Source organism: Granulicella sp. L46, assembly GCF_009765785.1.
GTDB lineage: Bacteria > Acidobacteriota > Terriglobia > Terriglobales > Acidobacteriaceae > Granulicella.
In genome coordinates this window covers 117,298-130,664 of sequence record NZ_LMUT01000015.1, presented here as the reverse complement: position 1 = coordinate 130,664, position 13,367 = coordinate 117,298, and the positions used below count along the sequence as shown (strand labels likewise).

Genomic DNA, 13,367 nt, shown 5'->3' with positions numbered 1-13,367 from the left:
TAACTTGTAGCACCCGAGCCGGGCAGAAGTCCGGGTCGAAGGAGATCATCATGCGCCACCGTAATGGCGGATTTAAGCTGGGACGTAATACCAGCCATCGCCGCGCTTTGCTTCGCAACCTCGTTACCTCGATTATTTTGAACGATCGCGTTCACACCACCATTACCAAGGCGAAGGCTTCGAAGCCGATCGTCGAGAAGATGATTACGCTGGGCAAGAACGGCAGCGTTCACTCTCGTCGGCAGGCGTTGGCGTACATGATGACACCGGAGTCGGTGGATCGTTTGTTCAACACCGTGGCGCCGCGTTATGGATCGCGTCCGGGTGGTTACTCGCGCATTGTGCGCACGGGACAGCGGCAGGGCGATGCAGCGGAGATGGCGTACATTGAGCTGCTGGGCGCTGAGCAGGAATTGAGTGAGAAGGCAGGGAAGCGCGCTGAGGCTCGTGCGAAACGTCGTGAGGAGCTGCAGAAGCAGATGGAAGAGAGCGGCCAGGCGGAACCGCCCGCTGAACCTGGAACTGCGGCGTAGGCTTCGGTTGATTTGAGTTCGTTTGAGAGAGGCGCATCCTTCGGGGTGCGCCTCTTTCGTTTGGCGAGCGCCGCATGTGCGTTGAGATAGACTAGCCGGAGTATCTCCCAAGAAAACGGAGTTGTCTCCGGAAGAAGGCGTTCAAACGCATGCCGATTGTTGAACTCGAGAAGATTCGCAAGGTGTATGACACGAAGGTTGCGGTGGAAGGGCTGTCGCTGACCATTGAACCGGGAACGATGTTTGGGCTGCTGGGACCGAATGGGTCGGGGAAGACGAGCACGATTCGGATGATGATCGGGATGACGGTGCCGGACTCTGGGTCGGTGAGTTTGTTTGGGAAGCCGTTTGATCGGAAGGCTCTGCATCGGGTGGGATATCTGCCGGAAGAGCGCGGGCTGTACAAGAAGATGAAGGTGATTGATCAGCTGGTGTTCCTCGGGCAGCTGCATGGGTTGAGCGAGGCGACGGCACGGTCGCGGTCGCTGGCTTGGTGCGAGCGGGTGCAGATTACAGAGGCGATCGAGAAGAAGACCGAGGAGCTTTCCAAGGGCATGCAGCAGAAGATCCAGTTCATTGCGGCGCTGCTGCATGAGCCGGAGTTGATCATTATGGACGAGCCGTTTAGCGGGCTGGATCCGGTGAATGCGGAGCTGCTGCAGGATACGCTGATTGATCTGCGCAAAGAGGGGAAGGCGGTGTTGTTTTCGACGCACCGGATGGACCAGGTGGAGAAGATGTGCGATGCGATTGCGCTGATCTCGCGGGGGAAGCTGGTGCTGTCGGGATCGATGCGCGAGGTGAAGTCGAGCTATCCGCGGAACCGGGTGCATGTGGTGTTCTCAGGCGATGAAACATTCTTGCAGAATGCCGAAGTGGAAGAAGCCAAGAACTATGCGGGGGTTGCGGAATTGAAGCTGCACAGCGAGGCAGGCGCGCAGAAGGTGCTGGCCGAGGCGATGGCGAGGGGCACCGTGATTCATCGCTTCGATGTGAAGGAGCCGACTCTAGAAGAGATCTTTATTGAACGCGTGCGCGCGAGTTTTGGTGACGAGGAAGCTCGAGGTATCGTCGATGCATAATGTCTGGCTGATTGCGAAGCGCGAGTATACGGAGCGGATCAAGACCAAGGGGTTTTTGATTGCGACGATTTTGATTCCGCTGCTGATGGGTGGCGGGCTGTTTGGGGTTGCGACGCTGGCGGCGAAGTCGAAGACGACGTCGCACATTGCTGTGCTGACGTCCCAGTTGCAGCTTGCCGATGATTTGAAGCAAGAGCTTCAGAATGGCAAAGACAGTCAGATGACGGTGGACATTTTGCCGGCAAGGACTTCGCATGCGGTGTTGGACCAGGAGATGGCGAACAAGGAGTTGGACGGCTACCTGGTGATTGTGCCGGCGACTGACGCTGGGCGGCGGCCGACGTTCGATTTTACGCCGCGGTCGACTGCGGACATTGCGACGAGTTCGGCGATTGAAGAGGCGCTGCATCATGTGCTGACGAAGGAGTACCTGGCGCAGAAGGGTGTTTCGGACTCGGAGACGGCCGCGTTGATGGCGCCGGTGACGCTGAATGTTTTGGGGAAGAATGGGGTGCATGGGAACTCGAAGTCGTCGTTCCTGGTGGCGTATGTGCTGTTCTTCCTGATGTACATGGTGGTGTTGCTGTATGGGATGAATGTGGCGCGATCGATTATTGAGGAGAAGACGTCGCGGGTGTTCGAGGTGCTGCTGGCGACGATCAAGCCGGATGAGCTGCTGGCGGGAAAGATTCTTGGCGTGGGTGCGGTAGGGCTGACGCAAGTTGCCATCTGGATGGGGGCCGCGGGGTTGATTGCCGCGCGGTTGGGGGCGACGAGCGGGGTGCAGATCAGCACGCCGCAGGTGGTGTACTTCATCGTGTATTTTGCGCTGGGGTATGCGCTGTACTCGGCGGTAGCGGCGGCGCTGGGAGCGATGACGAACTCGGAGCAAGAGCTGCAGCAACTGAATATGTTTTTGATGATGCCGCTGTTTTTCAGCATGCTGATGCTGATGCCGATTGTGACAAATCCGAACTCGCTGATGTCGCGGATCGTTTCGCAGATTCCGTTTTGTGCGCCGCTGCTGATGGACTTGCGCATCTCGATCTCGATGCCACAGCCGTGGGAGATTGCGCTGTCGATCGGGTTGATATTGATTACGATTTATGCGGTGCTGTGGGTGTCGTCGCGGATCTATCGCGTGGGAATTTTGATGTACGGCAAGAAGCCCAATCTCCCTGAGATTCTTCGCTGGTTGAAGTACAGCTAGAGCACTTGCGCTAGCCACTGGAGAGGCTGGATGGAGATCGATCTCGCAACGGCAGAAGCCCCGAAAGAGGCTGTTCGGTCGCAGGTGTGCGTAGTGGGTGCGGGGATTGCGGGGCTGGTGCTGGCGCGGCGGCTGGCGCTGGCGGGGACCGACGTGGTGGTGCTGGAGGCCGGTGGGCACTCGATTGAGGACAGTGGGCAGAGGCTGTTTGCGCGAGCTGAGCTGAAGGGGCAGGCGCATGTTGGGACTACGGAGGGACGCTTTCGGGTGTTTGGGGGAACGTCGCTTAGGTGGGGTGGGCAGGTGCTTGCTATGGCCGAGGATGGGGCGGAGGCTTGGCCGGTGGGGGCTGAGGAGCTGAAGCCGTTCGTAGCGGAGGCTGAGGGGTTGCTGGAGGTGGGGACGCTGCCGTTCGAGGGGGGTGAATTCTTTGAGGCGATTGGTCAGCCGCTGCCGGCAATGCTTGAGGGGCTCAGCGGGGTGGAGGCGCGGGTGTCGAAGTGGATGGCGTTTCCGCGGAGGAATTTGGCGCCGTCGCTGGGGAAGGATTTGTTGGAGCGGGCGCGCGTGTATCTGCACGCGCAGGTGGTGGAGTTGCTGCTGGCTGCGGAGGGCGGGCGGATAGAGACGGTGGTGGTACGGACTCCAGCGGGGAAGATGGTGCGGTTTGAGGCGGACGAGGTCGTGCTGGCAGCGGGGACTGTGGAGGCTTCGCGGCTGCTGCTGGCTTCCGGTTTGGGGAATGAGCATGATCAGGTGGGGCGAAACTTTCATGACCACGTGACGCTGCCGGCGGCGACGTTGACGGGGGCGGCGCGTGCGCGTGTAGTGCGCGAGTTGAGGCCATGGGTTTTCTTTACGGGTGGGGCGACAGATATGCGCGGAGGGACGTTGCACAGTGTGAAGCTGGAGGCTTCGCAGGAGTTGCGGGAGAGGCTGGGGCTGAATCCTATATTGGCGCATCTTGCCATTGTGGAGCCGGAGGGGTCGGGGATTGCGGTGGTGCGGGAGATGCTGACGTCGTTGCAGCGCGGGGAGTTGGCGAAGGCGCTGACCACGCATGCTCTGAAGATTCCTGGGGCGATGCTGGATGGAGCGCGGCTGGTGCTGGGAGCGAAGCTGCGGGGGAGGCGATTTATTTCGGATGGGGCGGCGGTGAAGCTGCAGTTTAATTTGGCGCAGGATCGGCCGTCTTGCTCTCGGGTGATGTTGGCCGACGGGAGAGGTGACACGGGGATGCCGGAGGTGGTGGTGGACTGGCGCGTGTCGGAGCAGGAGGTTGGAACGATGCGGAAGTATGCGGCACATTTGAAGGAGCAGTTTGAGGCGATGGGACTGACCGGGGTGGAGTGGGCGCCGGGAATATTGGGCGATGGGGCGCTCGAGGGGTTGGAAGATGCGCGGCATGCGATGGGCGGGGCTTGCATGGGGACGGATCCGCGGACGAGCGTGGTGGATGCGGAGATGAAGGTGCACGGGGTGGAGAATCTTTCGATTGCAAGTGCGGCGGTGTTTCCGGATGGAAGTGCGCAGCTGCCGACGTTGACGATGATGGCGTTGGCGTTAAGGCTTGCGGAGCGGTTGGCGGCGGGATTGGCTTAGCCGATAGACTGGAGCTTGTGCCTTCCTTCACGCGTAAAGAGAAGTTGTTGCTGGCTGTGGTGCCTCCGATCATGGCGCTGCTGATCCGTGTTGTGGGGGCGACGCTGCGGTATCGCGATGTGAATACGCCGGGGGTGCCGGTGGGACATACGCTGCCGGGGCCGGTGGTGTTCGCGTTCTGGCATTGCTCGATGCTTACGTGCGCGCATCGGTTTCGGAATTTGGGAATTGCAATTTTGATCTCGCGCTCGTTCGATGGGGAGTTGATTGCAAGGACGGTGGAGCGGCTGGGATTTTTGGCGGTGCGGGGATCGAGTTCGCGGGGCGGTGCTTCGGGATTGAAGGGAATGGCGGACGCGTATGCGGCTGGGCATCGGTGCGCGTTTACGGCGGATGGGCCGAGGGGCCCGGCTCGAGTGTCGAAGGCGGGGCCGGTGCAGCTTGCTGAACTGACGGGGGCGACTTGGATTGGGGCCTATCATGCGGAGGCTTCGCGGGCGTGGTATTTGAAGAGCTGGGACCGGTTTGCGATTCCGAAGCCGTTTGCTACGGTGACGTTTGGGTGGCCGGAGCATGTGCGGCCAGAGTTGGAGCTGGTGCAGAAGGCGCTGGATGAGGCGGTGGCGATGGCGTCGGGAGCGCGAGAGTAGATGCTGGTCTCGGAATTTGGTTATGAGTTGCCGGAAGAGTTGATCGCGCAGCGGCCGCCGGAGGTACGGGGGACGAGCCGGATGATGACGCTCGATCGGCGGACGGGGGCGTTTGCGGATCGGAGATTTGCGGAGCTGCCGTCGTTGCTGCGGGCAGGGGACTTGCTGGTGCTGAATGATTCTCGGGTGATTCCGGCGCGGTTGTATGCACGGCGAGGGGGGCTGGCTACGCAGGAGAAATCGCCGGCGCCAAGTGGGTTGGTGGAGGTGCTGCTGACGGAGAAGCTCGGGGGCGAGAACGAGTGGAGCGCGCTGGTGAAGCCGGCGAAGAAGGCGTCGGTGGGGGAGACGCTGATGTTTGCGGGGGCGGGTTCGGATGAGATTGTGCTGCGGGCTGTGGTGGTGGGGGTGGGGGAGTTTGGGGAGCGAACTTTGAGGTTCGATGCTGTGGAGGATTTTCATGCGGCGCTGGAGCGGATTGGGCATCTGCCGCTGCCTCCTTATATTCATCGGGCAAAAGATGCGCCGGATCGGGCGGAGGATCGGGAGCGGTATCAGACGGTGTATTCACAGCCTCTGGGGGGTGTGGAGGAGCGAGGGTCTTCGGCTGCGCCTACGGCGGGACTGCACTTTACGCCGAAGATACTAGAAGAGCTGCGGGCGAAGGGTGTGGAGATTGCGCGGTTGACGTTGCATGTGGGGCTGGGGACGTTTCAGCCGGTGCGGGCGGAGCGGACTGAAGGGATTCGGCTGCATGCGGAGAGCTATACGATCTCGGCGGACGCGGCGGAGTCGGTGAATCGCGCGCGGAGAGAGGGGCGGCGGATTGTTGCGGCGGGCACGACGACGACGCGAACGCTGGAGCACGTGGCGCGTGAGGCAGAGTCGCGCGGGGCCGGGATTGATGAGGCATTCGAGGCGCATTCGGGGAGCACGAGTTTGTTTCTATCACCGGGTGCGGAGTTTAAGGTGGTGGGTGGGTTGCTGACGAACTTTCATCTGCCGGAGTCGACGCTGTTAATGCTGGTGTCGGCGTTTGCGGGGCGGGAGCAGGTGCTGGCGGCTTATGCGCACGCGGTGGAGGAGCGGTACCGATTCTTTTCTTATGGCGACTGTATGCTGATTCTCTAGACGCTGCGTGCAGCATCCAATCGAAAGAGACTGATGACGACTAAAAACGACAAACCGCCGATTTATCTGCTCGACTCCATGGCCTTTATTTTTCGGGCGTATCACGCGATGCAGCGGTCGCGGCCGATGACCACGCGGACGGGGATTCCCACCGCGGCCACGTATGTGTTTGTGAACATGATCAACAAGCTGCGTGCGGATTTCAAGCCGGAATATCTGGCGGCGGTGTATGACGTGGGGGCGCCGGTGCATCGCAATGAGATGGCTGCGCAGATGAAGGATGTGCAGAAGTTCAACATCAAGACGCAGCAGTTCGAGACGATTGAGTATGGCGGGTATAAGGCGAACCGCGTAGAGACGCCGCCGGATTTGATTCAGCAGCAGCCGTATATTCGGCGGGCGCTGGAGGCGTTTCGGATTCCGATTTTGTACTACGAGGGGTTTGAGGCTGATGACGTAATTGGGACGCTGAGTTGCAAGCTGGCCGCGTTGGGACACAAGGTGTTTGTGGTGTCGAGCGACAAGGACATGATGCAGTTGGTGAATGAGAGTGTGTCAATTCTGAATCCGACGAAGGATAATTTGATTCTCGATCCGGCGGGTGTGGAGAAGGTGTTGGGGGTTCCGCCAAGTCGGGTGATTGATGTGATGGCGCTGCGCGGAGATGCTATTGATAACATCCCGGGTGCGCCGGGGATCGGGGATAAGGGTTCGGTGGAGTTGATCCAGCAGTTCGGTACGGTGGAGGGTGCGCTGGATCGGGCGGATGAGGTGAAGAAGAAAACCTATCGCGAGTCGCTGCAGAATAATCGCGAGAATATTTTGTTGTCGAAGGAGTTGGTGACGATTCATACCAGCGTGCCGATTGAGTTTTCGATTGAGGCGATGCGGACGCAGCCGGTGGATAATGCGGCTTGTCGGGCGCTGTTTACGGAGTTGGAGTTTACGACGCTGTTGAAGGATTTGGCGCCGGACGTGGATGCGGTGGTGACGACGTATAACGTGAAGGCGTCGGCTGACGATTTGAAGAAGCTCCTGAAGGAGGCGCGCGAGGCGGGACACTTGGCGGTGGCGATGGCGGCGAATGCGCAGGCTGTGGCCGAAGAGGTTAGTGCGGAGGCTGAAGCGGAGGTAGAGGTTGAGCCCGAGCCGGCGCAGAATATGTCGTTGTTTGGCGGGGGAGAGGAGGAGGTTGCGGCGAAGACCCCGCTGGTGCCGGTGAGTGGCGATCCGGCTTGCAGGCTGGGGCTGGCGGTTACTGCCGGGCTGTCGATTGAAGCGGGATTGGATACGCCGGGGTTGCGGGAGGCGCTGGAGGATGCTTCGCTGCCGAAGCAGGTGCATGATCTGAAGGCGGTGCTGCGGGCGTTGGAGCCGCATGGTATGAAGCTTGGTGGAGCGGTTACGGATGTGATGCTGGAGAGCTATCTGCTGAATCCTACGCATGCATCGCACACGCTGATTGATATTGCGGCGCGGTCGACTAGCCTGGCATTGCTGCATCAGCCGACGAAAGACAATCCTAACGATCCGAAGAGGCTGGCAGAGGCTGCTGCTGCGGTGGTGCGGTTGGCGAAGACGCTGGCGGAACAGCTGGTGGAGTCGGAGACCGCGCGGCCAAGTGAGATTTTGCCGGACGAGCCGGGGCTTGGCGGCGCGATGACGAAGGAGATGTTGTTCGCCGAGCCGGTGACGAAGGCAGGAAGTAGGAAGCAGGAAGGAGGAAGAAGGAGCGATCGGGAGCTTGATGAAGACTCTACGTTGAGCGAGGTTTATCAAAAGCTGGATTTGCCGTTGGTGTCGGTGTTGTTGCGGATGGAGCAGGCGGGCGTGCGGGTGGATAGCGACGTGCTGCGGGAGATGAGCTCGCGGCTGGCGGTGACGATTGATGATTTAGCCGAGCGGATTTACGCGAGTACGGGGCATCGATTTAATATCAACTCGCCGAAGCAGTTGGGTGATGTGCTGTTCAACAAGATGGATCTGCCGAAGCCGATGAAGTATGGCAAGGGCAAGGTGATTTCTACGGCGCAGGATGTGCTGGAGGATTTGGCGGCGCATCACGAGGTGCCGGCGCTGGTGTTGGAGTATCGGCAGCTGCAGAAGTTGAAGGGGACTTATCTCGACGCGCTACCCGTGTTGGCCGATGCGCAGGGGCGGATCCATACGACGTTCAACCAGGTGGGAACGGCGACGGGAAGGCTGAGCTCGACGAATCCGAATCTGCAGAATATTCCGGTGCGGACGGCGGTGGGACGGGAGATTCGCGCGGCGTTTGTGGCGGGGGCGGGGAACCTGCTGATGTCGGCGGATTATTCGCAGATTGAGTTGCGGCTAATGGCGCACTTCTCGCAGGATCCGCTGCTGCTCGATGCTTACAGGACGGGCAAGGATATTCATACGCTGACTGCGGCGGAGGTCTTCGAGGTGGATGCGGAGACGATGGATAAGGAGACGCGCGCGCGGGCGAAGGCGGTGAACTTCGGGATTGTGTATGGGATCTCGCCGTTTGGATTGGCGGCTCAGTTGGGGATTGAGCAGAAGGTGGCGAAGGAATATATTGCGCGGTATTTTGAGCGGTATAAGGGCGTGGCTGCGTTTATTGAGAAGACTCTGGAGACAGTGCGGCGGGACGGGGCGGTGCGGACGGCGTTTGGAAGGGTGCGGCCGATACCGGATATTCAGTCGCGCAATCCGAATCAGCGCGGGTTTGCGGAGCGGACGGCGGTGAATACTCCGCTGCAGGGAACGGCTGCGGATTTGATCAAGATTGCGATGCTGCGGATTGATGCTGCGATGCGAAAGCGGGGGCTGAAGTCGGTGATGACGCTGCAGGTGCACGACGAGTTGCTGTTTGACGTGGTGCCGGAAGAGGCCGAGGAGATGCAGGAGCTGGTGAAGCGGGAGATGGAGTCGGCTGCGACGTTTAGTGTGCCGATTGTGGCGGACGTGGGGTTGGGTTCGAATTGGAGGGATATTAAGTGATTCGCGGCTAAGATGGTGGCTATGCGAATGGTGTGGGTTGTTGCGGTGATGATGTTGTCGTCGTTGGGGGTGGCGCAGAAGGCTACGCTGCTGTTGTGGCCGAATGGGAATCCTGAGCCGGCTAAGGTCGTGGGGGCGGAGACGGATACGACTACTGTGACGGCTGCGGGAAAATCTGTGCTTCACGTTACGAATGTGAGCCAGCCGAGTTTGACGGTGTATGCGCCGGCGGCGGGGAAGAATACGGCGGCGGCGGCGGTGGTGTTTCCGGGTGGGTCGTATCTGCGGCTGAGTTATACGACGGAAGGGACGGATATTTGTCAGTGGTTGAATTCGATTGGGATGACTTGTGTGCTGGTGAAGTATCGGGTGCCGGAGGATGGGCACTATCCGGCGAATGTGGAGGACCTGGAGGATGCGCAGCAGGCGATGCGGATTACGCGGGCTCATGCTGCGGAGTGGGGGATTGATCCGCATAAGGTTGGGGTGATTGGATTCTCGGCGGGCGCGCATTTGGCGGTGACGCTTAGTACGCATCCGGATTTTCAGGGGGCAAAGGTTGCGGGGTCGACGGCCGATGCCAAGCCTGATTTTCAGATGGTGATTTATCCGGGGTGGCTGACGGATCCGACGGGTGCGGGGAGGGTTGATCCGGTGCTGGCGCCTACGCTGTCGGTGCCGCCTACATTTTTAGTGCAGGCTGAGAATGATTACACAGCGCATGTCGAGAACGTGCTGGTTTATTTTGAGGCGCTGAAGAATGCGAAGGTGCCTGCGGAGCTGCACGTGTATACGCTTGGTGGCCATGGATTTGGGATGGGACAGAAGGAGCTGCCGATCTCGGGGTGGACTGGGCTGGCGGAGGCTTGGTTGAAGACGATTCATGTGCTCGGGCCCGCGGGTGCGGTGGGAATGCCGTAGCCGTGAGAATTGTCGCTAGACGCCTAGTTCGGAGCGGATGGCGTTGGCTATGGTGGTGGCGTGGTGGTGCATGGCTTCGGCGCTTTCGGCTTCGATCATTACGCGGGCGAGGGCTTCGGTGCCGGAGTAGCGGATGACTACGCGGCCGGTGGTGGAGAGGTCGGCTTCGGCGGCGGCGATGGCGGCGACGATGGTTGGGAAGGTGTTGAGAGGGAGCTTTTCGCGGACCTTTACGTTGAGGATGATCTGCGGGTAGTTGGTTAGGTCGGCGATGAGTTGGCCGAGGGGTTTGTGGCTGCGGTGGACGAGATCCAGGACTAGAAGCGCGGTTAGGAGGCCGTCACCGGTGGTGGCGCGGGCGGGGAAGAGAATGTGGCCGGACTGTTCGCCGCCTAGCGAGGCGCCGGAGTTGCGCATCTCTTCGAGGACGTATTTGTCGCCGACGGGGGCGCGGAGCATGCGGATGCCGGAGCGGGCGAAGGCGGCTTCGAGGCCCATGTTGGACATGGTGGTGGCGACGACGAGGTTGTTGGCCAGCTCGCCGCGGGCCTGGAGGTCGCGGGCGCAGGCTAGCATGATGGCGTCGCCGTTGACGACGTTGCCGTTCTCATCGGCGAAGAGGGCGCGGTCGGCGTCGCCGTCGAAGGTGATGCCCATGGAGGCGCTGGAGACTTTGACTTGAGCGGCGACGATTTCGGGGTGGAGGGCGCCGCAATGTTCGTTGATGTTGCGGCCGTCGGGTGAGGCGTGAGTTACGTCGACGGTGCCGTGGAGTGACTCGAATAGCTGGGGTGCGACGGAGCTGGCGGCGCCGTTAGCGCAGTCGAGGACGATGTGGCGATTGTCGAGGGAGATGCCGGGGACGGCGGTGAGGAGGAAGCGGATGTAGTCGGCGCGGTAGGACTCGTTGACCTCGGGGACGGCGGGGTTTTCGGGGACGGTTGGGTTGGTGGCCAGGACTTTCGTGATTTCGGATTCAATGCCGAGTTCGACTTCGTCGGGGAGTTTGTAGCCATCGTGGGCGAAGATCTTGATGCCGTTGTCCTGCCAGGGATTGTGGCTGGCGGAGATGACGACGCCCGCGGAGAAGCCATGCTTGCGGGCGAGGAAGGCGATGGCGGGCGTGGTGAGGACGCCCGCGGAGGCGAGGTCGGCACCGGCGGCGCGGAGGCCGGCGGTGAGGGTGGCGGCGATCCAGGGGCAGCTCTCGCGGGTGTCCATGCCCATGACGATGCGGACGGGATGGTGGGCTTCGGCGAGCTTGGTGGCCAGGGCTACGCCAACTGCGTAGATGGTGCGCTTGTCCAGGGGGGCTTCGCCCGCGACCGCTCGTATTCCGTCCGTTCCAAACAACTTCCGCATGCTGGTCCTTGAGGCGCTTGATGCTCCAACTCATGATGCTAGTGGATGAGCGCGGTAAGGGCTAGTGCCGGCGGTGGCGATTGTGGCGGATGGGGGTGCCACCTACCCCCCTCCCCCTGCTTTCACTTTTCGTGTAGTGAAGTCGTTTGGAATGTGCAGGTTGGCTAGTGAGCACTGCTTTCAAACGGTTCATTCTAAAAGGGTTACGGGTATCTATTTGCTTCTATTGGAGTTAGAGGCTTAAATGTGAAAGCTGCAGCGGCGGTTGCCGGTGCAGCGTTCTGGAATTTCGACTCTACTTCAAGTGTATCAAGTTGGGTAGGGTAACTATGCCAGGTTTTTGAAAGATTTATCGCCAGTGTTGACAGGGGTTTTGGTGGTTTTGGGCGTTCGCGGGGGCTTGACAGGGTCCTGCGCGGACGGCGAGGGGCTTCGCGTGGCGCAATGGCTTGTGGGGGTGCGAAGGAAGGCAATTTTGTCGTTTCGCCTGCGGCTTCACTCCGGCCTGCGGCAGCGAGGAAGGGCCTTCGGCCGAATGTTGTGAGACCCAAGGCTGAAGCCTTGGGGTACCTAGAGGCTCGTTCAAGGAAGCTGCAGCTGGGGTGACTAGAGGCTCGTTCAATGAGGCTGAAGCTGTGGCGCCTAGAGGCTCGTTCAATGAAGCTGCAGCTGGGGTGCCTAGAGGCTCGTTCAATGAGGCTGAAGCTGTGGCGCCTAGAGGCTCGTTCAATGAAGCTGCGGCCGTGGGTACCTTATAGGCTCGTTCAATGAGGCTGAAGCTGTGGTGCCTAGAGGCTCGTTCAATGAAGCTGCAGCTGGGGTGCCTAGAGGCTCGTTCAATGAAGCTGCAGCTGGGGTGCCTAGAGGCTCGTTCAATGAGGCTGAAGCTGTGGTGCCTAGAGGCTCGTTCAATGAAGCTGCGGCCGTGGGTACCTTATAGGCTCGCTCCATGAGGTTGAAACCTCCGGATACCTAATAGCCGACCAAGGGGCTGGCTTCGCGAGCGGTGCTATGTCCATCGTGAACGGGCCTGGCATGGGGGTTTGTTGAGCGGGGGTGTCTCTGCAAATCCTGCGCAGGAGCAGTCTCCCGGGTGATTTGCAACCTAGAATCTTTTTATTAGAAGCCCGTAGGAGATGAACAAGACCCTGCGCTCCTTTCTGCGAGCGCTTTGGCGAGGTGGACATGAAGATGTTTTCTTTTGTGGCGCGACTGTTGAGGATAATTAGTTTCGTTCTGCTTGGTTGCGGGTCCCTGGCCTGCGGGTCCCGGGTGGTTGAGGCGCAGAGCGTGAAGCCGTATACGTATGTTCGCGTAGGGAGTCCGGCGGATGCGGTGGCGAAGACGCAGGCGGGGTTTGCGCTGATGGGCGGCGGGACAGATTTGGATGAGGCGTTCAAGTGGATGTGCGCACACTCCGGGGGTGGGGATTTTCTTATTTTGCGCAGCCATGGGGGTGACGATTACAACCCTTATGTGCAGGGGCTTTGCCGGATGAATTCCGTGGCGACGCTGGTGATTCCGTCGCGGGCGGCGGCAGCGGATGCGAAGGTTGCAGAGATTATTGGAAAGGCGGAGGCGGTCTTTATTGCGGGTGGGGACCAGGCTGAGTACATCAACTTCTGGAAGGGGACGCCGGTGGAAGATGCGGTGAATGCGGCGATACGGCGCGGGGTTCCGGTGGGTGGGACGAGTGCGGGGCTGGCGGTGCAGGGGGAGTTCATTTACTCGGCACAGAATGATGGGAAGGATGAGGAGAATTTGAGCTCGAAGGCGGCGCTGGCGGATCCGTTTCAGCACCAGGTGGTGGTGGTGCGTGGGTTTCTGGATGATCCGTTGCTGGCGGATACGATTACGGACTCGCACTTTGTGAAGCGGGACCGGATGGGGC

The 13,367-nt window shown here is 60.4% G+C and carries 10 protein-coding genes; 9 read left to right on the top strand and 1 reads right to left on the bottom strand.

Features of this window, described 5'->3' with window-relative positions; all coding sequences use genetic code 11:
* The first annotated feature begins 50 nt into the window (after positions 1-50).
* The 8 genes from rplQ (at position 51) to GSQ80_RS16975 (ending at position 10,114) form a co-directional block, all read left to right on the top strand.
* Positions 51-533 carry a 50S ribosomal protein L17 gene (gene rplQ / locus GSQ80_RS17010; RefSeq protein WP_158788870.1) on the top strand — a complete coding sequence of 161 codons (483 nt, stop codon included), beginning with the start codon at positions 51-53 and terminating at the stop codon, positions 531-533.
* Between the two features lie 149 nt (positions 534-682).
* Positions 683-1,615: an ABC transporter ATP-binding protein gene (locus GSQ80_RS17005; protein ID WP_158788869.1), complete on the top strand. Its 933-nt coding sequence runs from the start codon at positions 683-685 to the stop codon at positions 1,613-1,615.
* On the top strand, positions 1,608-2,825 hold the full coding sequence (locus GSQ80_RS17000) for an ABC transporter permease (RefSeq protein ID WP_158788868.1): 1,218 nt from the start codon (positions 1,608-1,610) through the stop codon (positions 2,823-2,825). The genes GSQ80_RS17005 and GSQ80_RS17000 overlap by 8 nt, the downstream gene beginning before the upstream one ends.
* A gap of 30 nt (positions 2,826-2,855) precedes the next feature.
* Positions 2,856-4,427, top strand: a complete 1,572-nt coding sequence (locus GSQ80_RS16995; protein WP_158788867.1) for an FAD-dependent oxidoreductase — start codon at positions 2,856-2,858, stop codon at positions 4,425-4,427.
* Positions 4,428-4,444: 17 nt separating this feature from the next.
* On the top strand, positions 4,445-5,077 hold the full coding sequence (locus tag GSQ80_RS16990) for a lysophospholipid acyltransferase family protein (protein ID WP_158788866.1): 633 nt from the start codon (positions 4,445-4,447) through the stop codon (positions 5,075-5,077).
* Positions 5,078-6,208 carry a tRNA preQ1(34) S-adenosylmethionine ribosyltransferase-isomerase QueA gene (gene queA, locus GSQ80_RS16985; protein WP_158788865.1) on the top strand — a complete coding sequence of 377 codons (1,131 nt, stop codon included), beginning with the start codon at positions 5,078-5,080 and terminating at the stop codon, positions 6,206-6,208. It abuts the gene before it with no gap.
* A 33-nt stretch (positions 6,209-6,241) separates the two neighbouring features.
* The gene (gene polA / locus GSQ80_RS16980; RefSeq protein WP_158788864.1) at positions 6,242-9,193 is read left to right on the top strand and encodes a DNA polymerase I; all 2,952 of its coding nucleotides are present in this window, start codon (positions 6,242-6,244) and stop codon (positions 9,191-9,193) included.
* Between the two features lie 21 nt (positions 9,194-9,214).
* The gene (locus tag GSQ80_RS16975) at positions 9,215-10,114 is read left to right on the top strand and encodes an alpha/beta hydrolase (protein ID WP_158788863.1); all 900 of its coding nucleotides are present in this window, start codon (positions 9,215-9,217) and stop codon (positions 10,112-10,114) included.
* Positions 10,115-10,129: 15 nt separating this feature from the next.
* On the opposite strand, the gene glmM is transcribed toward GSQ80_RS16975, so the two are convergent.
* Entirely contained in the window at positions 10,130-11,476 is a 1,347-nt protein-coding gene (gene glmM / locus GSQ80_RS16970) for a phosphoglucosamine mutase (RefSeq protein WP_158788862.1), read from the bottom strand.
* 1,185 nt (positions 11,477-12,661) lie between these two features.
* Between glmM and GSQ80_RS16965 the strand changes: the two genes are divergently transcribed.
* Positions 12,662-13,367 (top strand): cyanophycinase (locus GSQ80_RS16965; protein WP_158788861.1); only part of this gene is annotated, 706 nt, incomplete at its 3' end.

Bases quoted from the DNA above. Each gene is read 5' to 3' on its own strand.
- polA (WP_158788864.1), top strand. From the start codon at position 6,242: ATGACGACTAAAAACGACAAACCGCCGATTTATCTGCTCGACTCCATG.
- glmM (WP_158788862.1), bottom strand. From the start codon at position 11,476: ATGCGGAAGTTGTTTGGAACGGACGGAATACGAGCGGTCGCGGGCGAA.
- GSQ80_RS17005 (WP_158788869.1), top strand. From the start codon at position 683: ATGCCGATTGTTGAACTCGAGAAGATTCGCAAGGTGTATGACACGAAG.
- queA (WP_158788865.1), top strand. From the start codon at position 5,078: ATGCTGGTCTCGGAATTTGGTTATGAGTTGCCGGAAGAGTTGATCGCG.
- GSQ80_RS16975 (WP_158788863.1), top strand. From the start codon at position 9,215: ATGCGAATGGTGTGGGTTGTTGCGGTGATGATGTTGTCGTCGTTGGGG.
- GSQ80_RS16995 (WP_158788867.1), top strand. From the start codon at position 2,856: ATGGAGATCGATCTCGCAACGGCAGAAGCCCCGAAAGAGGCTGTTCGG.
- rplQ (WP_158788870.1), top strand. From the start codon at position 51: ATGCGCCACCGTAATGGCGGATTTAAGCTGGGACGTAATACCAGCCAT.
- GSQ80_RS17000 (WP_158788868.1), top strand. From the start codon at position 1,608: ATGCATAATGTCTGGCTGATTGCGAAGCGCGAGTATACGGAGCGGATC.